Origin of the sequence: Streptomyces sp. NPDC007896, from assembly GCF_042959425.1 — a bacterium.
In the GTDB taxonomy this organism is placed as follows: Bacteria; Actinomycetota; Actinomycetes; order Streptomycetales; family Streptomycetaceae; genus Streptomyces.
The window spans coordinates 71,506-89,964 of sequence record NZ_JBIBKX010000013.1; the positions used below are offsets into that span (position 1 = coordinate 71,506).

At 71.1% G+C, this 18,459-nt stretch carries 18 protein-coding genes; 7 read left to right on the forward strand and 11 right to left on the reverse strand.

The window, feature by feature from the left end; genetic code table 11:
- Positions 1-16 precede the first annotated feature (16 nt).
- Positions 17-862: an enoyl-CoA hydratase-related protein gene (locus tag ACFZDJ_RS35225; RefSeq protein ID WP_391065079.1), complete on the forward strand. Its 846-nt coding sequence runs from the start codon at positions 17-19 to the stop codon at positions 860-862.
- A gap of 1 nt (position 863) precedes the next feature.
- On the opposite strand, the gene ACFZDJ_RS35230 is transcribed toward ACFZDJ_RS35225, so the two are convergent.
- The gene (locus tag ACFZDJ_RS35230) at positions 864-995 is read right to left on the reverse strand and encodes a hypothetical protein (RefSeq protein ID WP_384917379.1); all 132 of its coding nucleotides are present in this window, start codon (positions 993-995) and stop codon (positions 864-866) included.
- Positions 996-1,098: 103 nt separating this feature from the next.
- On the opposite strand from ACFZDJ_RS35230, the gene ACFZDJ_RS35235 reads away from it, so the two are divergent.
- The gene (locus tag ACFZDJ_RS35235) at positions 1,099-1,716 is read left to right on the forward strand and encodes a flavin reductase (RefSeq protein ID WP_390930507.1); all 618 of its coding nucleotides are present in this window, start codon (positions 1,099-1,101) and stop codon (positions 1,714-1,716) included.
- A gap of 59 nt (positions 1,717-1,775) precedes the next feature.
- On the opposite strand, the gene ACFZDJ_RS35240 is transcribed toward ACFZDJ_RS35235, so the two are convergent.
- Positions 1,776-3,173 carry an MFS transporter gene (locus ACFZDJ_RS35240; protein ID WP_391065082.1) on the reverse strand — a complete coding sequence of 466 codons (1,398 nt, stop codon included), beginning with the start codon at positions 3,171-3,173 and terminating at the stop codon, positions 1,776-1,778.
- A gap of 71 nt (positions 3,174-3,244) precedes the next feature.
- On the opposite strand from ACFZDJ_RS35240, the gene ACFZDJ_RS35245 reads away from it, so the two are divergent.
- Positions 3,245-4,273: a helix-turn-helix domain-containing protein gene (locus ACFZDJ_RS35245; RefSeq protein ID WP_391065085.1), complete on the forward strand. Its 1,029-nt coding sequence runs from the start codon at positions 3,245-3,247 to the stop codon at positions 4,271-4,273.
- Positions 4,274-4,331: 58 nt separating this feature from the next.
- On the opposite strand, the gene ACFZDJ_RS35250 is transcribed toward ACFZDJ_RS35245, so the two are convergent.
- The 3 genes from ACFZDJ_RS35250 to ACFZDJ_RS35260 are packed head-to-tail and all read right to left on the reverse strand — an operon-like array spanning position 4,332 to position 7,492.
- On the reverse strand, positions 4,332-5,381 hold the full coding sequence (locus tag ACFZDJ_RS35250) for a Zn-dependent alcohol dehydrogenase (RefSeq protein WP_168492786.1): 1,050 nt from the start codon (positions 5,379-5,381) through the stop codon (positions 4,332-4,334).
- Between the two features lie 10 nt (positions 5,382-5,391).
- Positions 5,392-6,537 (reverse strand): acyl-CoA dehydrogenase family protein, encoded by a 1,146-nt coding sequence (locus tag ACFZDJ_RS35255; RefSeq protein WP_391065088.1) that lies wholly within the window; start codon positions 6,535-6,537, stop codon positions 5,392-5,394.
- Between the two features lie 40 nt (positions 6,538-6,577).
- Positions 6,578-7,492, reverse strand: coding sequence for an SDR family oxidoreductase (locus tag ACFZDJ_RS35260; RefSeq protein ID WP_391065090.1), 915 nt, complete (start codon positions 7,490-7,492; stop codon positions 6,578-6,580).
- A 99-nt stretch (positions 7,493-7,591) separates the two neighbouring features.
- Here ACFZDJ_RS35260 and ACFZDJ_RS35265 point away from each other — a divergent pair, with 99 nt between their 5' ends.
- Positions 7,592-8,518 carry a cyclase family protein gene (locus ACFZDJ_RS35265; RefSeq protein ID WP_168509289.1) on the forward strand — a complete coding sequence of 309 codons (927 nt, stop codon included), beginning with the start codon at positions 7,592-7,594 and terminating at the stop codon, positions 8,516-8,518.
- Positions 8,519-8,983: 465 nt separating this feature from the next.
- Here the strand turns inward: ACFZDJ_RS35265 and ACFZDJ_RS35270 are convergent, their stop codons facing one another.
- The 4 genes from ACFZDJ_RS35270 to ACFZDJ_RS35285 all read right to left on the reverse strand — a co-directional run bounded on the left by ACFZDJ_RS35270 (position 8,984) and on the right by ACFZDJ_RS35285 (position 13,238).
- Positions 8,984-9,466 carry an ATP-binding protein gene (locus ACFZDJ_RS35270; RefSeq protein WP_168509290.1) on the reverse strand — a complete coding sequence of 161 codons (483 nt, stop codon included), beginning with the start codon at positions 9,464-9,466 and terminating at the stop codon, positions 8,984-8,986.
- 476 nt (positions 9,467-9,942) lie between these two features.
- Positions 9,943-10,872: an acyl-CoA dehydrogenase family protein gene (locus tag ACFZDJ_RS35275; protein WP_391065093.1), complete on the reverse strand. Its 930-nt coding sequence runs from the start codon at positions 10,870-10,872 to the stop codon at positions 9,943-9,945.
- A gap of 10 nt (positions 10,873-10,882) precedes the next feature.
- Complete coding sequence (locus ACFZDJ_RS35280; RefSeq protein ID WP_391065095.1) at positions 10,883-12,037, reverse strand: acyl-CoA dehydrogenase family protein; 1,155 nt, start codon at positions 12,035-12,037, stop codon at positions 10,883-10,885.
- A gap of 7 nt (positions 12,038-12,044) precedes the next feature.
- Positions 12,045-13,238: an amidohydrolase family protein gene (locus ACFZDJ_RS35285; protein ID WP_384917349.1), complete on the reverse strand. Its 1,194-nt coding sequence runs from the start codon at positions 13,236-13,238 to the stop codon at positions 12,045-12,047.
- A gap of 160 nt (positions 13,239-13,398) precedes the next feature.
- Between ACFZDJ_RS35285 and ACFZDJ_RS35290 the strand changes: the two genes are divergently transcribed.
- Positions 13,399-14,904: an AMP-binding protein gene (locus ACFZDJ_RS35290; RefSeq protein WP_391065097.1), complete on the forward strand. Its 1,506-nt coding sequence runs from the start codon at positions 13,399-13,401 to the stop codon at positions 14,902-14,904.
- Between the two features lie 45 nt (positions 14,905-14,949).
- On the opposite strand, the gene ACFZDJ_RS35295 is transcribed toward ACFZDJ_RS35290, so the two are convergent.
- Both ACFZDJ_RS35295 and ACFZDJ_RS35300 read right to left on the reverse strand, forming a co-directional pair.
- Positions 14,950-15,462 (reverse strand): EF-hand domain-containing protein, encoded by a 513-nt coding sequence (locus tag ACFZDJ_RS35295; RefSeq protein WP_168492801.1) that lies wholly within the window; start codon positions 15,460-15,462, stop codon positions 14,950-14,952.
- Between the two features lie 155 nt (positions 15,463-15,617).
- Positions 15,618-16,001, reverse strand: a complete 384-nt coding sequence (locus ACFZDJ_RS35300) for an STAS domain-containing protein (RefSeq protein WP_168492803.1) — start codon at positions 15,999-16,001, stop codon at positions 15,618-15,620.
- 395 nt (positions 16,002-16,396) lie between these two features.
- On the opposite strand from ACFZDJ_RS35300, the gene ACFZDJ_RS35305 reads away from it, so the two are divergent.
- Together ACFZDJ_RS35305 and ACFZDJ_RS35310 are read left to right on the forward strand one after the other, a co-directional pair.
- Complete coding sequence (locus ACFZDJ_RS35305) at positions 16,397-16,978, forward strand: sigma-70 family RNA polymerase sigma factor (RefSeq protein ID WP_390930529.1); 582 nt, start codon at positions 16,397-16,399, stop codon at positions 16,976-16,978.
- A complete protein-coding gene (locus tag ACFZDJ_RS35310) occupies positions 16,975-18,405 on the forward strand; it encodes a maleylpyruvate isomerase N-terminal domain-containing protein (RefSeq protein WP_391065100.1) in 1,431 nt (476 codons plus the stop codon). The genes ACFZDJ_RS35305 and ACFZDJ_RS35310 overlap by 4 nt, the downstream gene beginning before the upstream one ends.
- The last annotated feature ends 54 nt before the right edge of the window (positions 18,406-18,459 follow it).

Genomic DNA, 18,459 nt, shown 5'->3' on the forward strand with positions numbered 1-18,459 from the left:
AAACCGGAGCACCCCCATGTCATCCTCCCCCGAGAAATCCGCCGAGAAATCTGCCGAGAAATCTGCCGATCCCGTCGACTCATTGGTACTGCACGCCACTGACAATCACGTCTCGTGGATCACCCTCAACCGCCCCGAAACCCTCAACGCCATCACCCCTGACCAGCGCGAACGCCTCATCCAGCACCTCACCCACGCCTCCTGCGACCCGGACGTACGGGCCGTCGTGATCACGGCGACCGGACGTGGTTTCTGCGCGGGCGCGGACCTGCGCGGGGGGCCGCCGGCCGGGGAGCGGGTGGCCGGGGACGTGGCCCGCACGATCCGGCTCGGTGCTCAGCGCCTGATCGGCGCGGTCCTCGACTGCGAGAAACCCGTGATCGCGGCGGTCAACGGCACCGCGGCCGGCCTCGGCGCCCACCTCGCCCTCGCCTGCGACCTCGTACTCGCCGCCGATTCCGCCAAGTTCATCGAGGTGTTCGTGCGCCGCGGCCTGGTCCCCGACGGCGGCGGCGCGTATCTGCTGCCCCGTCTCGTCGGACCCCAGCGCGCCAAGGAACTGATGTTCTTCGGCGACGCGCTGACGGCGGCGGACGCGGCGCGGCTCGGGCTCGTCAACAGGGTCGTACCGCCGGACGATCTGGAGAAGACCGCCCGCGACTGGGCCGAGCGCCTGGCCACCGGCCCGACCCGCGCCCTCGCCCTCACCAAACAGCTGGTCAACGCCTCCCTCGACACCGACCGCAGCACCGCCTTCGCCGCCGAAGCCGCCGCCCAGGAGATCAACATGACCACGACGGACGCGACCGAGGGCGTGACAAGCTTCGTGGAACGCCGAACCCCGCACTACCGAGGCCGCTGAGTCAGCCCCGCCTCAGCCTGCGCGGATCCCCCGAGCCGGGATCACCGAACAGGACGTAGAGCTCGGGCTCGTCGGCGTCCGACCACTTCAGCCCCGTGCGTCCCGGCTTGCGTGCCGTGTCTGCCCACCCCATGGTCGCGAAGATACGCGCGGGCCGGACCGGGAGTTCCCGCCGGGCTCGTACCGGCTCCCGCCCCTTCCTATCTGACACATCGTCAGCTTCAATGGGTGGTGTGATGGGACACGCAGGGATGGCGGCAGCCGCCGTCCGTTACCTCAGGTCGGCCGGGGCCTCCACCGTCGCGGGGCGCGTCGAGGCGCTGCCGCGGCCGGAGCTGCGGGCGGTGGGGGACGATGAGCGCGCGCCGGTCGATCAGGCCGCGTTTCGGCGGGTGTTGGGGAACTTCGCGACGGGTGTCACCGTCATCACCGCGCCGGGCGTCGAGGGCGAGACCGGTGGCGCAGGCCCGGCCGGGTTCGCCTGTCAGTCGTTCGCGTCGCTCTCGCTCGACCCTCCCCTGGTCTGCTTCATGGTGGGGCGTACGTCGGCGACCTGGCCGCGGATCGCCCGCGCGGGCGTGTTCTGTGTGAACGTACTGGGGGCGCACCAGGGTGAGTTGTGCCGTGGGTTCGCGGTGAGCGGGGCGGACAAGTTCGCCGGGGTCGTGTACGACGCGGCGCCCGTTTCCGGTTCGCCGCGTCTCGCGGGCGCCGCGGCCTGGGTCGACTGCACGATCCACGCGGTGCACACCGGCGGGGACCATCTGATCGTGGTGGGACGGGTGGACGCGCTCGGCGCGAGCGCCGGTGACGACGCCGCGCCGCTGCTGTTCCACAAGGGACGGTTCCTCTAGCTCGAAAGGGCGGTTCCTCCGGCTCGGTGGCAGGCCGCCCGGTCGGAGTGCCGGAGTCGTCAGGCGATCGCCGGTATCGCGGGTGTGCCCGTCGCGGGGCGCCGTCGGATCACCAGTGCCATCAGGGCCGCCGCCGCGCACAGCGCGCCCGAGGCGTACCAGACCATGTCGTACGAGCCGAACGCGTCCCGCGCCACACCGCCGAGGAAGGCGACGAGGGCGGCGCCGACCTGGTGGGAGGCGAGGACCCAGCCGAAGACGATGGCGCTGTCCTCGCCGTACTGCTCGCGGCACAGGGCCAGCGTGGGCGGGACGGTGGCGACCCAGTCGAGGCCGTAGAAGACGATGAAGAAGATCATCGGAGGGTGCACGGACGAGGCGAGAAGCATGGGGAGGAACAGCAGTGAGATGCCGCGCAGCGCGTAGTAGACGGCGAGCAGCCTGCGCGGTTCGAAGCGGTCGGTGAACCAGCCGGAGGCGACCGTTCCGACCACGTCGAAGACCCCGATGACCGCGAGCAGCGAGGCCGCCGCCGTGATGGGCATCCCGTGGTCGTGGGCCGCGGGCACGAAGTGCGTCTGGACCAGGCCGTTCGTCGAGGCGCCACAGATCGCGAAGGTGCCGGCCAGCAGCCAGAACGGGCCGGTGCGGACCGCGGAGAGCAGGACCGTCACCGCGCGCCGGGCGGCGCCCTGCACGGGCGCGGGCTTCGGTACGAACTCCGCCGACCCGTACGGCTTCACGCCCACGTCCGCCGGGTGGTCCCGCAGCAGCAGCCATACGAAGGGGACGACCGCGAGCGCCGCGAGGGCCACCGTCACCGCCGCCGGGCGCCAGTCGTGCTCGGTGACGATCCAGGAGAGGAGCGGCAGGAAGATCAGCTGGCCGGACGCCGAGGCCGCCGTCAGGATGCCCGTGACCAGGCCCTTGCGCGCTGTGAACCAGCGGTTGGTGACCGTCGCCGCGAAGGCCAGCGCCATGGAGCCGGACCCCAGACCGACCAACAGGCCCCAGCAGAGCAGCAGCTGCCAGGCGGCCGTCATCCACACGGTCAGACCGGAACCGAGCGCGATCACCATCAGGGCGACCGCCACCACCCGCCGGATGCCGAAGCGGTCCATCAGCGCCGCCGCGAACGGCGCCGTCAGCCCGTACAGCGCGAGGTTGATGGACACCGCCGCGCCGATCGTGCCGCGCGACCAGTGGAACTCCTGGTGCAGCGGGTCGATCAGCAGACCCGGCAGCGAACGGAAGGCCGCCGCACCGATGATCGTCACGAAGGTGACGGCGGCGACGAACCAGGCGCGATGGATGCGGACGCGGGGGGTGGAGGGGCCGGTCGGCTCGGTGGAGTCGGTCGGCTCGACGGAGTCGGTGGAGTCGGACGGCTCGGTGGGGCGGGGGTCCTCCGCGGCTGCGGCGCCCCCCGGGGAGGCGGCTTCGGTTGTCTGGGTCACGACATACAGCTTCGGACCTGCCGCTCTCGCGAACGAGTGGCCCGAAGGACAGCATTCGCTAGGATCGGGCCATGGCCTCTCACGGTACGCGGCCTCGCCACCGCGTCGTCGTCCTCGCCCTCGACGGGCTGCTGCCCTTCGAGCTCGGCATCCCGCAGCGCATCTTCGGCAAGGCTCGCGACGCGGACGAGCGCCCGCTGTACGAGATCGTCACCTGCTCGGTCCGGCCGCCCGGCCCCGTCGAGACGGACGCCGACTTCGCCGTCCTCGTCGCGAACGGCCCCGAAGTCCTCGCCACCGCCGACACCGTCGTCATCCCCGCCTCCTACGAACTCGGCCCCGTCCACGAGGAAGGCATCCTCACACCCGAACTGGCCGCCGCCCTCGCCCACATCCGCCCCGGCACCCGCCTCGTCTCCATCTGCACCGGCAGCTACGTCCTCGCCGCCGCGGGCTACCTCGACGGCCGGCCGGCCACCACCCACTGGATGCACGCCGAGCACTTCCAGCGGCTCTTCCCGGAGATCAAGGTCGACGCCGAAGTGCTCTTCGTCGACGACGGCGACGTCCTCACCTCCGCCGGCGTCGCCGCGGGAATCGACCTGTGCCTCCATCTCGTACGCCGTGACCACGGCACCGCCGTAGCCAACGACGTGGCCCGCCGCACCGTCGTACCCCCGCACCGCGACGGCGGGCAGGCGCAGTACATCCAGCGACCGGTGCCGGAGCCGCAGGCGGCCACCACGACCGCCGCCCGCGCCTGGGCGCTGGCCCGCCTCGACGAGCCGATCCAGCTGCGCGACATGGCCGAGCAGGAAGCCATGTCCGTACGCACCTTCACGCGCCGCTTCCGCGAGGAGGTCGGCGTCAGCCCCGGGCATTGGCTGACCCAGCAGCGCATCGAACGGGCCCGGCACCTGCTGGAGACCAGCGACCTGTCCATCGACCAGGTCGCGCGGGACGCCGGATTCGGCACGGCCCAGTCGATGCGGCAGCACCTACAGGCGGTGCTCGGGGTCACCCCCACCGCGTATCGGCGCACCTTCCGGACCTCCGGGGCCTCCGGAGTCGAGGACCTCGGTGCGCGCCAGCGCTCTTAGGGGGCGCGGGGAACTGCGCGACCAGCCCCCACCCGCCCGCAGCCGAATGAACCGCCCCCTAGAACGTCAGCACCGCCCGCGCCACCCTCCCCCCCTCCGCATCCTGCGCTGCCTTGTCGAAGTCCTCCACCGGGTAGGTCTGGGTGACCAGTTCGTCCAGGAGGAGGCGGCCTTCTCGGTACAGGTCGGCGTACAGGGCGATGTCACGCTGGGGGCGGGAGGACCCGTATCGGCAGCCCAGGATGGACTTGTCGAGGTACATGGACGAGACGAGGAAGGACGCCTCGGCCGTGGCCGGAGGTACGCCGAGGAGGACCGCCTGGCCGTGGCGGTCCAGCAGGTCGATGGCCTGGCGGATGAGTTCGACGCGGCCGACGCACTCGAAGGCGTGGTCCGCGCCCGTGGGAAGGATGTCCTTCACGGCCTCCGTCGACGTCAGGAAGTGCGTGGCGCCGAAGCGCCGGGCCACGGCCTCCTTCGCCGGGTTGGCGTCGACCGCGACGATCTTCAGTGCGCCCGCGATCCGCGCGCCCTGGAGAACGTTGAGTCCGATGCCGCCGGTGCCGATGACGAGGACGGTGTCCCCCCGGTCCACCCTCGCGCGGTTGAGGACCGCGCCCACTCCCGTCAGGACTCCGCATCCGATCAGCGCGGCGGACGCGAGGGGGATGTCCTTGGGGATGCGGACGACTTGGACGGCCTTCACCACCGTCCGTTCCGCGAACGCGGAGTTGGACGCGAACTGGTACAGCGGCCGCCCGCCCCGTGCGAACGGCTGCCGCGGCATGCCGATCGCCTTGCGGCACATCGTCGGCCGCCCCCGGTCGCACTCCGCGCACGCCCCGCAGTTGGCGAGCGTGGAGAGCGCGACATGGTCGCCGGGGCGGACATGGCCGACGCCCGCGCCCACCGCCTCGACGACCCCCGCGCCCTCATGCCCCAGGACCACGGGGACGGGGAAGGGGATCGTCCCGTCCACCACCGACAGGTCACTGTGGCAGAGGCCGGCCGCGGAGATCGCGACCTGCACCTCGCCGGGCCCCGGGTCCCGTATCTCCAGGTCGTCCACGACCTGCGTCCGCTTGCCGTCGAAGATCACGCCTCGCATCGCGACTCCCTCAGCCCTTGGGTTCCCTCGGCAGGCCGAGCACGCGCTCGGCGATGATCGTGCGCTGGATCTCGTCCGAGCCGCCGTAGATGGTGTCGGCCCGGCTGAACAGGAACAGGTGCTGGGAGGAGTCGAGTTCGTACGGCGCCGAGGCCGACCAGTCCGCGGGGCCGGTCGCGGCCTGCCCGCCCCGCACCCGTACCGCCAGTTCACCGAGCCGCTGGTGCCAGCGGCCCCACAGCAGCTTGGCGACGCTGGGCGCGCCCGCGTCGCCCGAACCGCCCAGCGTCCGCAGCGCGTTCCAGCGCATCGTGCGCAGTTCCGCCCACTGGCGTACGAGTCGGTCGCGGACGACCGGGTCGGCCGCCGCGCCCGTGGCGACGGCCGTCTCGATCACCCGCCCCAACTCCTGTGCGAAGCCGATCTGCTGGGCCAGCGTCGAGACCCCTCGTTCGAAACCGAGGAGACTCATGGCCACCTGCCAGCCGTTGCCCACGCCGCCGACCACATGCTCGGCGCGGGCCACCGCCCCGTCGAAGAAGACCTCGTTGAACTCGCTCGTGCCGGTGAGCTGGCGGATCGGGCGGACCTCGACGCGGCCCGGCTGGTCCATCGGGACGAGAAGGAAGGACAGGCCGTGGTGGCGGGCCGACCCCGGTTCCGTACGGGCGAGGACGAAGCACCAGTCCGCCTCGTGGGCGAGCGAGGTCCAGATCTTCTGGCCGGTGATGCGGTACGTGTCGCCGTCCCGTGCCGCGGCCGTACGGATCCCCGCCAGGTCCGAGCCCGCGCCCGGCTCGCTGTATCCCTGGCACCAGAGTTCCTCGCCGCGGGCGACCAGGGGCAGGAAACGGGCCTTCTGTTCCGGGGTCCCGTGGGCGATGAGGGTGGGGGCGAGGAGCTTCTCGCCGATATGGCCGGAGCGGGCCGGAGCCCTGGAACGGGCGTACTCCTCGGCCCAGACGACCTGTTGGGTCAGGCTCGCCCGCCGGTTGCCGTATCCGTCCTCCGCCCAGCCGAGGCCGATCCAGCCGCCCCGGCCCAGTTCCCGTTCCCAGTCCTGCCGGACGACCGGCTCACCGACCGGGTGGGCGGTCAGCCAGTCCCGTGCCGTACGCCGGAAGGCCTCGTCCTCGGCGTCGAATCCGAACTCCATGTGTCCCCCTCGCCCACGGGCCCAACAGAACAACGGCACCTCACGCGTTCGGCCGCGCCTTTTGCGCGGCCGCCCGCGCCATCGCCTCCACCTGTTCCAGCAGGGGCATGGGGTCCACGCCCACGGTCCCCGGCAGGAAGTCCGCGATCCGCTCGGGAGTCCAGGGGCCGCCGTCCGCGTATCCGGCGCGCAGCTCCCGCGGCTGTGCCCACACCGCGATCTTCGGGCCGGCGATCGTGTAGACCTGCCCGGTGATGCGTTCCTCGCGGGCACGGTCGGAGAGGAGGTAGACCACCAGCGCGGCCACGTCCTCCGGTTCGCCGATCTCCTTCAGCTCCATGGGGACATTGGCCGACATGCGGGTACGGGCGACCGGTGCCACCGCGTTCGCCGTCACCCCGTACTTGTGCAGGCCCAGTGCCGCGCTGCGGACCAGCGAGATGATCCCGCCCTTCGCCGCGCTGTAGTTGGCCTGCGCGACCGAGCCCTGGTGGTTGCCGCTGGTGAAGCCGATCAGCGTGCCCGCGCCCTGTTTGCGCATGACCGCAGAGGCCGCCCGGAAGACCGTGAACGTGCCCTTGAGGTGGGTGGCGACGACGGGGTCCCACTCCTGCTCGGACATGTTGAAGAGCATCCGTTCACGCAGGATGCCGGCCACGCACACCACTCCGTCGATGCGCCCGTACGAGGTCAGCGCCGCGTCGACGACCCGCTGACCGCCGGCCATCGTGGAGATGTCGTCGGCCACCGCGACCGCTTCCCCGCCCGCCGCCTCGATCTCCTTGACCACGGCGTCGGCGATCGAACTGGTCGGCTCGGCGCCCTCGATGGACACCCCGTAGTCGTTGACGACGACCCGTGCGCCCTCGGCCGCCGCGGCGAGCGCGACGGCGCGGCCGATCCCGCGGCCCGCCCCTGTCACGGCGATGACCTTTCCTGCCAAGAAGTTCCCCACGTCCGGCCCCTTCCCGCAGTTTCTGACGGTCCGTTAGATTCGGTCTCCTCGGATTCTACGACCCGTCAGATACCCGGAGACAAGCCCCGCGGAGGACTCATGTCACTTCCGGTCGAGTTCCACGACATCGCCAAGCGCGTGAACAACTGGGGGCGTTGGGGCGCCGACGACGAGATCGGGACCCTGAACCTGATCACCGACGAGGTGGTACGAGAGGCCGTCGCCTGCGTCCGCACGGGGCGGCGTGTTCCGCTCGCGCTCCCTCTCCAGCAGGACGGCGTGCAGACCGGGATGATCCCCGGGCGGATCAATCCGCTGCACGTCATGGTGCAGATCAACCAGGAGATCTTCGGTCCGGGAACGGTCGCGTGCAGCGACGACGCCGTGACCCTGGGGCTCCAGGCGGCGACCCACTGGGACGCGCTCACCCATGTCTCGCACTCCGGGAAGCTCTACAACGGCCGCCCGGCCGGCACGATCACCCCGCACGGCGGCGCCGAGTTCAGCGGCATCGACAAGCCCCGGCACCTCGTCTCGCGAGGCGTCCTGCTCGACATCCCGCGCGCGCGGGGCGTCGACCGCCTCGACGGCGGGCATGCCGTGACCCCCGAAGACCTCGACGCGGCGGAAGAGTTGGCGGGCACGCGGGTGCGGTCCGGGGACATCGTGCTCGTACGGACCGGACAGATCCAGGTCTACCTGGCCGGTGACAAGCACGCGTACGGGTATCCGTCACCCGGGCTGTCGATCCGTACGCCGGAGTGGTTCCACGCGCGCGATGTCGCGGCCGTCGCGAACGACACTCTCACTTTTGAGATCTTCCCTCCCGAAATCGAGGACCTGTGGCTGCCCGTACACGCGCTCGACCTGGTCGAGATGGGGATGCTGCAGGGCCAGAACTGGAATCTCGAAAAGTTGTCCACAGCCTGTGGACAAGAGAATCGCTACGCCTTCCTGCTGTCCGCGATGCCGGAACCCTTCGTCGGCGGCACGGGTACCCCCGTGGCACCGGTGGCCATCCTCTGAGATGAGCCCCTGGAGCCCCCGGGGAAAGGTCGACCGGTGACAGGGGAAAGGGTCGGCCGGGGAAAGGGTCGGCCGGCGGCCGGGGAATGGGTCGGCTGGCGGCGCGCCACTGCGCGCCCCGAGCACGGCATCGCGCGCCGCCAGTCGGTTCCGGCGTACCCGCCCTGCTCCCTCTGACCCGGTAGGAGCCGACGCCGAATCACGACCCGCACTCGCCGAGGGCTCCCGTCACCGAAACCCTCGCCGTCCCCTCGCGGCGAATCGCTGAACACAAGCGTGATCAAACGGACACGCCACGTCAACACCCGATCGGGGAATTATCACTTACGCGCCTTTTGCGACGGCGCGCACGGAAGCACATCCCGGCGCACTCGGCCCCGACCCGGGCCGTGGAAACGGAACACGTGCACACATGCACGAACCGTGCTCCCGCACCAGAGGTACGGGAGCGGGTGCGGACGCGGACTAGACCGCCTCGTACGCCTCGTACGCGAAGCCCTCACAGGAGGAAGCCGCGTACGCGGCCCCCGCCCGGGCGCCCTGCGCACAGCGGTCGACCTCGCACCAGATGCTCTTGCCGGCACCCTCGGGATTCCAGCCCCAGCGGTCCGCCAGACCGTCGACCAACTCCAGGCCGCGGCCGTTGGTCTCGTCGCCCTCGGCATGCCGGGGCACCGGGGGGCGGGCGCTGGAGTCGGCCACCTCCAGGCGGACGGTCCCGATGGACTCACCGAGGACGCCCGGCAGGGACAGCCGCAGCACGGCCGGACAGCCGGTGTGCACCACGGCGTTGGTGACGAGTTCGGAGACGAGCAGGATCAGCGTCTCGGCGAGCGGCTCATCGACCCCTATCCCGGACCCGGCGAGCCGCGAACGGGCCCACCTCCGAGCTCGCCCCACCTCCGCGGGGTCGGGCCGGATCTCCAGCTGCACTTGAAGCACCTGCACCGCTCACACCATCCGAACCGGCGGACACATCGCCTCGCGCCTCACGAGGGCCACGATCGTGGCCATGACCTGCATGACCAGAACCAGGATCACGGAACGTGATTCCCTTGAGAGACAGCATGGTTGACGTACAGTCACCCCAACAAGCGCTTCGGGCATATTCCAGCGCGAAGGAGTACGCGTGCGGCATACTGTGCGACGCTCGCCACGGGGAGTCGAACAGGCAGTCGCGGGGGTCCGCACTGCCTTGCGAGCGGCGAGCATCGCCGGATCCGGCGCGGCCTCAGGGGCAACACCGGGATGGCTCGATCTCGGAACCACTCGCATCTCACACAAGGTACCCGAGCCCGCCGCCGACTCCAGGCCGTGACAAGTCACGCGTAGGACACAACCCGATATCAACGCTCCGTAATTCCGGTATGCCACGATCCGCGACATTCATCGCACCCCTTTCCGGACCGTGCCTGCACAGAGCCCTATCGGCCCACTCCGGACACCAGGTCGGCCGCCAACAATTCCTCACTCTCCGTAGCCGCGCCCGTGCGTTGGGTTCGCGTCCAAGCCCGCTTCAGAAACAGATGGACGTCGGACTCCCAGGTGAAGCCCATGCCGCCGTGCACCTGGAGGCAGTCGCGGGCGCCGCGCACGGCGGCCTCGTCGGCGAGCAGCCGGGCCGCCGCGATGTCCACGGGGTCGGCCGTGACGGCGGCGGCGTAGACCGCGGCGCGCGCCAGTTCCACCCGCACCAGCATCTGGGCGCACAGATGCTTGACCGCCTGGAAGGCCCCGATCGGCTGCCCGAACTGCTCGCGGGTCCGGGCGTGTTGCACGGCCGTGTCGCAGGCGCGGGCGGCGGTGCCGAGTTGTTCGGCCGCCGTGAAGAGCGAAGTGAGGTGAGCCCGGGGGAGTGCGCCGGTGGAACCCACGGGGCGCACGTCCGGGGGCTCGGCAACGCCGGATACGGGTACCCGGTGCAGCGGCGTCAGTGGGTCCACCGGCCGCAGCGGCTCGGCGCCGCTCGCGTCCCCGCGTACGACGTCCGCCTCGGCCAGCCACTCCACCAGGCCGCCGCCGTCGACGGCCGTCACCACGGTCTCCCCGGTGGCGGCCCCGTCCACCACGCCCGCCGCGAGATGCGTGGCGATCAGCGGGCCGGGCAGCAGGACCCGCCCCGCCTCCTCGAAGGCGAGCACCGCCTCCGGGAGGCCGAGCCCGACGCCGCCGTCCGCCTCGGGCAGGCGCAGCGCGAAGAACCCCGCCTCGCCGAGCTCACGCCACAGGGCCCGGTCGAGCCTCGGCCCCTCGTCCACGGCGGCGCGCAGCCGTTCCCGGCCGAACCGCGCCGCGAACAGCCCGCGCACGCCTGTCTTCAAGGCTCGCTGGTCGTCCGTGAGTTGGAAGTCCACGGGGGAGTGCTCACCGTCCCTTCGGCAGGCCCAGGATCCGCTCGGCCACGATGTTGTGCTGGATCTGCGAGGTGCCGGCCGCGATGGTGTACGACAGGGAGCTGAGCCGGTCGAGGGTCCACTGTCTGCCCAGGTCCAGCGCCTCGGGCCCGAGAACCTCGGCGGCGGCGTCGTACAGCTCCTGCCGCGCGTGTGAGTACCTCAGTTTGAAAACCGAACCGCCGACTCCCGGCACTCCCCCGTTCCTCTGTGCCTCGCTCACGTTCCACTGCGTGAGCCGCCACAGCGCGCGGAACTCGGCGTTGAGCCCGCCCAGCCGCCGCCGGAGTGCCGGATCGTCCCAGCGGCCGTTCTTGCGGGCCTCGCGCGCGACCTCTCCCAGCACCCGTCGGCAGGCCACGACCTCGCCCACGAAGGCGGTACCGCGCTCGTACGACAGGGTCACCATGGTCACGCGCCAGCCGTCGTTCTCGGCGCCGACCCGGTGTGAGACGGGCACCCGCACCTCGTCGAGGAAGACCTCCGCGAACTCGGTCGAGCCCGCGAGGGTGCGCAGTGGCCGGACGGTGATCCCGGGCGCGTCCATGGGCATCGCCAGCCACGAGATCCCGCGGTGCTTCGGGGCCGCCGGGTCGGTCCTGACCAGCAGCTCGCACCAGTCGGCGACCTCGGCGTGGGAGGTCCAGATCTTGGACCCGCTCACTACGTAGTCGTCGCCGTCCCGCCACGCGCGTGTGCGCAGTGCCGCGAGGTCCGAACCGGCGTCCGGTTCGCTGAACCCCTGGCACCAGACCTCCTCGCCGCGCAGCACCGGCGGCAGCCAGCGCGCCCGCTGTGCGGGGGTCCCTTCGGAGGCGATGGTCGGCCCGGCGTGCAGCAGTCCGACGAAATTGGCCCCTACGTAGGGGGCGCCCGCCTTTTCCGTCTCCTCCAGGTAGATGAGGTGCTGGGTCGGCGTGGCACCCCGGCCCCCGGCGTCGACGGGCCAGTGCAGCCCCGCGTACCCGGCGTCGTACAGCATCCGCTGCCACCCGAGGTCGTACGCCCGCCGGCCGGGCCAGTCGTCCGGGGACGGTTTCGGGGGCAGCGACGGGAGCACCCCGGCGAGCCACTCCCGCAGCCGGGCGCGGAACTCCTCCTCCTCGGGGGTGTACGTGAGATCCATGGGCCCGCTACTTGTCGAGGTCCAGGTCGAGCATGCGGATGGCGTTCCCGCGCATCAGCTTGTGGATCGTCTCGTCGTCGAGGCCCTTCACATGGTCGAGGGCGACCTCCTTGGTGTGCGGGAAGGTCGAGTCGACGTGTGGGTAGTCGGTCTCGAAGGTCGCGTTGTCCCGTCCCACGACGTCCAGCGAGGCGACGCCGTGCTTGTCGCGGAAGAAGCAGCAGAAGATCTGCCGGTAGTAGTACGTCGAGGGCGGCTCCGGGATGAGGTCCCGGACTCCGCCCCAGGCGCGGTGCTCCTGCCAGACGTCGTCGGCGCGCTCCAGGGCGTACGGGATCCAGCCCATCTGCCCCTCGGAGTAGGCGAGTTTGAGGCGCGGGAACTTCACCAGCACCCCGCTGAACAGGAAGTCCATCATCGAGGCCATCGCGTTGTTGAAGGACAGCGAGGCCTGTACGGCGGGCGGCGCGTCCGGGGACGCGGCGGGCATCTGTGACGAGGAACCGATGTGCATGTTCACGACCGTCCCCGTCTCCTGGCAGACCGCGAAGAACGGGTCCCAGTAGCCGGAGTGGATGGAGGGCAGGCCGAGGTGGGTGGGGATCTCGGAGAACGTCACCGCCTTCACTCCGCGCGCGGCGTTGCGCCGGATCTCCGCGACCGCCAGTTCGATGTCCCACAGCGGGATGAGGCACAGCGGGATCAGCCGGCCGCCGCTGTCGCCGCACCACTCCTCGACCATCCAGTCGTTGTACGCGCGCACGCAGGCCAGTGCCACTTCCTTGTCGTGCGCCTCGGCGAAGGTCTGCCCGCAGAAGCGGGGGAAGGTCGGGAAGCAGAGGCTTCCCTCGACGTGGTTGAGGTCCATGTCCTTGAGCCGCTCGACGGGGTCCCAGCAGCCGCGCCGCATCTGCGCGCGCGTGATGCCCTCCAGGGTCATCTCGTCGCGGTCGAAGCCGACGGCGGCGATGTTGCGCTTGTACGGGAACTTGAGGTCCTCGTAGATCCACCAGTCGGTGGGCGGGCCGTCCGGGTCCATGGTGATCTGGTACTTGCCGCCGACGTAGGCGAGTTCACCGATCCCGGCCGTGAGGGGCTTGGGTCCCCGGTCCTGGTACTTCTTCGGCAGCCAGGTCTCGAAGAGGTGTGCGGGCTCGATCACATGGTCGTCGACGCTGATGATGCGGGGCAGTTCGGTCATGGTTCCCCTCCGCCTGGCGTACATATCTGATGGGTCGTCAGATTCCCACTTCCCCAGCAGGCTAGTCCCGCACCCCTGGACCGACAAGGCGCCGAGCCCTACGCTCTGCCCACGATCTGACTGTCCGTCAGCTGCATCACGGTCACAGGGGGCCGCCGCCGTGAACGACACCGCCCACGCACTGAGCGCATCCCGCACCCTCTGGGATCTGGTCGCCCGCCGGGCCGACCTCACCCCCGACCGCCCGGTCCTTCTCCAGGGCGACCGCACCCTGAGCTTCGGCGCGTTGCGCGACCGCGCCGAGCGGGTGGCGGCGGGCCTGTACGACATGGGCGTACGCCCCGGCACGGTGGTCGCCTGGCAGCTGCCCACCCGTGTCGAGACCGCCCTGCTGTCCTTCGCCCTGGCCCGCCTGGGTGCCGTGCAGTCCCCGGTCATCCCCTTCTACCGCGACCGCGAGGTCGGCTTCGCGCTCAGGGAGTCCAAGGCCGAGTACTTCGCCGTACCGGGCGAGTGGCGCGGCTTCGACCACACGGCGATGGCGCGGCGGCTCGGTGCGAAGGGTGTCTTCGAGGCGTACGACGTGCTGCCGGACGGCGATCCCGCCGTGCTGCCCGCGCCGCCCGCCGAGGGCACCTCGGTCCGCTGGATCTACTGGACCTCGGGGACGACGTCCGACCCCAAGGGCGTACTCCACACGGACCGTTCGCTGATCGCGGGCGGGTCGTGTCTCGCTCACGCGCTGCACCTGTCGGCCGACGACGTGGGCTCGATGGCCTTCCCGTACGCGCACATCGCCGGGCCCGACTACACGGTGATGCTGCTGCTGTACGGCTTCCCCGCGGTGATGTTCGAGCACTTCGCGCTGCCGGCGGCGCTGGCGGAGTACCGGCGGCACGGGGTGACGGTGGCGGGCGGTTCGACGGCGTTCTACTCGATGTTCCTCGCCGAGCAGCGCAAGCGGCCGTCCGAGCCGGTCATACCCACGCTACGGCTGCTGGCGGGCGGGGGCGCGCCGAAGCCGCCCGAGGTGTACCACTCCGTCGTACGGGAGATGGGCGTGCAGCTCACCCACGGGTACGGGATGACCGAGGTCCCGATGATCACGATGGGGGCGCCGGACGACACCGCCGAGAACCTCGCGACGACGGAGGGCAGGCCGCCGGCGGGCATGGAGATACGGATCGTGGACGGCGGGGTACGGCTGCGCGGGGAAGCCGTCTGCCAGGGGTATCTGGACCCGGCGCAGACCGCCGAGGCCTTCGACGAGGACGGGTTCCTGATCACCGGTGACGTAGGTCATCTGACGGAGAGCGGGCATCTCGTGCTCACCGGACGTCTGAAGGACGTCATCATCCGCAAGGGCGAGAACATCTCCGCGAAGGAGATCGAGGACCTGCTGCACCGGCACCCGGCCGTCGGCGACGTCGCGGTGATCGGCCTCGCGGACGCCGACCGCGGTGAGCGGGTCTGCGCCGTGGTCGAACAGCCCCCGGGCGCCGCCGAACTGACGCTCGCCGTCGTGGTCTCGTACCTGCGCGGGGAAGGACTCTCCGTCCACAAGCTCCCCGAGCAGTTGGAGGTGGTGGACGCCCTCCCCCGCAACGAAACACTCCGGAAGGTACTCAAGTACAAGCTCAGGGAGCGGTTTTCGGGGGAGGGGTGAGGGTGGGGACCGGACGGCCAGTGGGAGTGCGGGTGCCGTAGGGGTCTACTCCGGGACCGTGAAGTAGCGGGCGAACGAGGTGACGACCTCCGTTTCGCCGATCCGGCCGTCGGCGTCCGTGTCGAGCGTGGCGGCGGCCACGGCGGCGACGCCGTCGGGCACGCCCAGGGCCCTGAGTACGCGGACGGCCTCCTCGACCGTGGCCGCGCCGTCCCCGTCCGTGTCCGCGACGGCGAGGGCCGCGTGCAGGAAGGGACGGGCGATCTCCCCGAAGCGGTCGGGGTTGTCCCGCAGCCGCTTCACGGCGCCGTTCACGAACTCTTCCCGCGTGATGCGCTGATCGCCGTCACGATCCGCTATCCCCGCCATGCCCTGCCAGAACGCCTCCGCGCCGACGTACAGGGCCTGACCCTTGTCCGACCGTGCCGGCGTACCGAACTCGGCGAGAACCGCCTTCGTCGCGGCGTTGAAGTCCTCCCGGTCGATGTAGCCGTTGCCGTCCTGGTCGAAGCCGGCGAAGCGGGCGGCAATCCTGCGCTCGTACTCGGTACTGACCATGGTCTTCTCGGACCGCCTTACAACTCAGCCGGAATCTCAGCCGGACTGCGGTTTCATCTGGCACGGAGCGTACGACGCCCGGGCAACCCGGGGTGCGGGAAAACGACGGTTGTGCCAAGACCGAGGGAATTCCCGGACAACTGTGTGGCGCGGGCTCACGCCGACAGCGGGCTCGACTCCTCGTCGACGGCCGAGACGACGTCCGGATAGACGTCGAAGAGGCGGCGCACTCCGAGGGCCCCGAGAACGCGGTTGACGTGGGAGACGTCCGACGCGCCCTGCGCCGGCAGGATCAGCCGCAGGCGCCCCTGGCAGGAGCGGACCAGGCGGCGGGTCGCGATGAGGACGCCGACGCCGCTGGAGTCGCAGAAGAGGACCTCGGAGAGGTCGAGGACCAGACTGCGGCGACCCTCCGCCACCGCCTCGTGCACCCGCCGGCGCAGCACCGGAGACGTCACGAGGTCCATCTCGCCCGACACTCGGAGCACGGCCCACTCGCCCCACTCGCCCCACTCGTCGTCGGTCACCTTGAGCGTCACCACAACGCCTCCCGCTCGCCTCGCCCGCCGAAAAACGGAAGCACGTCTTACGCTTCCTGTCAGCGCGGCTGCCCCACCGTCGTTCCATGAAACACCGGTACGCGGTCGATGAAACGCCGGTCTACGGTCGAAAATGCTGGAGGACCGAGCTGTTTCGGTCGTCTAGTGGTCACGTACGGTCTAGTTCGATCGAATCCAAGGGGGGAAGCGGTGGGCTTCTACCATCCGCACCCCGTCCAGGGGCGCACATTGACGTAAAGGGGCGTGCGCTGTCGGACGTGCCGACTACATTCGAAACAGCGATGCACACAGGCTGGACGGGGACGCCGGCCGCCGACAGGTACGGACAGGGACGCAGGGACAGGCGCCGGGCAGGAGCAGAGTGAGGGGGCCGCATGGCGACGAAGGACGCACCGCCCCGCTGGGACCGCAAGATGCAGCAGCGGCTCGCACGCGGGGAGGCGGCCGCGCTCGGTGAGCTCTACGACCGGTTCGCCTCGCTCGTGCACGGCCTCGCACACCGCGTACTCGGCGACGAGCGGGCCGCCGACAACATCACCCGCGAGGTGTTCGCCCACGTCTGGCAGAACCCCGAGTCGTACGACCCCAAACAGGGTCCCCTGCGTTCCTGGATCGCCACGCTGACCCACCTGCTCGCCGTGCAGCGGCTGCGCGCCACCGAGACCGCCGCGCTCGCCCTGGACGGCGGCGGCACCACCGAGGAGTTGGAACGCAAGGTGCGCAGCGCCTCCGTCGCCGCCCGCGCGGACTACATCGTCACGTCCATGCCGACCCCACTGCGGGCCGCCCTGGAGCTGGCGTACTTCCAGCGCCGCGACTACCGCCAGGCCGCCGCCGACCTCGACGTCACCGAGGACGAGGCCCGCCGCCGGCTCCGTCTCGGCCTGCAACTGCTGTCCACCGCCCACGACGCCGGGCTCTCCGGCACGCCGCCCGAATACGGAGGTGCGCGGTGAGCGGAGGAACAGACCGGTTCGATCCCTTCGACGAGCCTTTCGACAAACCTGTCGCCGAACACGACGAGCACGAGGCGAAGAAGGCGAAGGAGGCGAAGGAGGCGAAGGAGGCGAACGAGCAGGGCGGTGGAGGGGACGGTGGGGACGGAGGCGGGGGTGACGCCGGGGACGGTGGCGGCGGTGGGTTCACCGGTCCCGCCGGGCCCGCAGGGTCGGGGCAGCCGCCGCGCATCCCCATGCCGCGTTCCTCCGTCGAGGACACCGGACTGCCGCTGCCGGAACCCGCGCCGCTCGTCCTGGAGCACCGGGTGCTGAAGTCGCTGCTGGGCGCGTGGGCGCTGGCCGCCTGCTCGGCGCAGGAGACGGCGGCGGTCGAGGAGCACCTCGGGGAGTGCGGTGCGTGCGCGGACGAGGCGCTGCGGCTGCGCGAGGCGGTCGGGCTGCTGCACCCGCCGGAGAGCCTCGATCTCGACCCGACGCTGCGCACCCGGGTCCTGGAGGGCTGCCTGGACCGGCGTCCGCCGCGTATCCCGGTGCCCGAGTGGGCGGCGCCCTACGACGCGGAGGCCGCGCGGCTCGACGCGCTGTTGCAGGACATAGGAGACGCGGAGTGGCACGCGCCGGTGCGGTTGCGCTGGTTCAAGGGCGACGGGCCCGTGAGCCGGCGCACGACCGTGGCCGGGGTCATCGCGCATCTGCTCTCCGTGGACGGGCTGGTGGGGGTCGCGCTGGGCCTGGAGGACCCGCTCGGCGGAGCGACGAGCGGGAAGACCGGGGTGAAGGGGACTGCGGGCACCCCGACTCCTTCGCAGCGCACCGAGGCGTACTGGCGTGCCTCGCACTTCCCGCCCACCCGGTCCGTGCGCGCGCCCTGGCGGGAGCAGAGTCACCAACTCGTCCGTACGGTGTCGTTCGCGGGCGGAGGCTCCGGGCGGCTCGCCGTGTCGTACGGCGCTTTCGAACTGCCGCTCAGCGACTCGATGCTGGATCGCGCCTTCGAGTGCTGGGTGCACGCGGGGGACATCGCGGATGCCGTGGACTATCCGTACGAGCCGCCCGCGCCGCGTCATCTGCACCGGATGATCGACCTGGCGGCTCGGATGCTGCCCGTGTCGCTCGCCGAGCGGCGGCGGGCGGGGCTGTCGGCTCCGGCGCCCCGCCGGCTCGTCGCCGCCGGGGCGCCCGGGCGCAGTCTGCGTCTGGAGATCGAGGGCTCCGGTGGTGGCGAGTGGCTGATCCCGCTCGACTCCCCGGCGAGCGTCGCCTCCGCCGAGCACGAGGTCGCGCATGTCGCGCTGGACGGGGTGGAGTTCTGTCGGTTGGCGGCGGGGCACGTGTCGCCGCAGGAGGCGGCGGCGGGTCAGGTGGGCGACCGCGAGGCCATCAGGGACGTACTCTTCGCCGCCGCGTCCCTGAGCCGCATGTAGGCCGCCCCCGTCCGCCCGCGGCCGAAACGATCTCCGGGGCCGGGGGCGAAGCCG

Excerpts from the sequence above, each read along its gene's own strand:
- ACFZDJ_RS35225 (WP_391065079.1), top strand. The coding sequence starts at position 17 with ATGTCATCCTCCCCCGAGAAATCCGCCGAGAAATCTGCCGAGAAATCT.
- ACFZDJ_RS35230 (WP_384917379.1), bottom strand. The coding sequence starts at position 995 with ATGGGGTGGGCAGACACGGCACGCAAGCCGGGACGCACGGGGCTGAAG.
- ACFZDJ_RS35235 (WP_390930507.1), top strand. The coding sequence starts at position 1,099 with ATGGGACACGCAGGGATGGCGGCAGCCGCCGTCCGTTACCTCAGGTCG.
- ACFZDJ_RS35245 (WP_391065085.1), top strand. The coding sequence starts at position 3,245 with ATGGCCTCTCACGGTACGCGGCCTCGCCACCGCGTCGTCGTCCTCGCC.
- ACFZDJ_RS35250 (WP_168492786.1), bottom strand. The coding sequence starts at position 5,381 with ATGCGAGGCGTGATCTTCGACGGCAAGCGGACGCAGGTCGTGGACGAC.
- ACFZDJ_RS35255 (WP_391065088.1), bottom strand. The coding sequence starts at position 6,537 with ATGGAGTTCGGATTCGACGCCGAGGACGAGGCCTTCCGGCGTACGGCA.
- ACFZDJ_RS35265 (WP_168509289.1), top strand. The coding sequence starts at position 7,592 with ATGTCACTTCCGGTCGAGTTCCACGACATCGCCAAGCGCGTGAACAAC.
- ACFZDJ_RS35280 (WP_391065095.1), bottom strand. The coding sequence starts at position 12,037 with ATGGATCTCACGTACACCCCCGAGGAGGAGGAGTTCCGCGCCCGGCTG.
- ACFZDJ_RS35285 (WP_384917349.1), bottom strand. The coding sequence starts at position 13,238 with ATGACCGAACTGCCCCGCATCATCAGCGTCGACGACCATGTGATCGAG.
- ACFZDJ_RS35295 (WP_168492801.1), bottom strand. The coding sequence starts at position 15,462 with ATGGTCAGTACCGAGTACGAGCGCAGGATTGCCGCCCGCTTCGCCGGC.
- ACFZDJ_RS35305 (WP_390930529.1), top strand. The coding sequence starts at position 16,397 with ATGGCGACGAAGGACGCACCGCCCCGCTGGGACCGCAAGATGCAGCAG.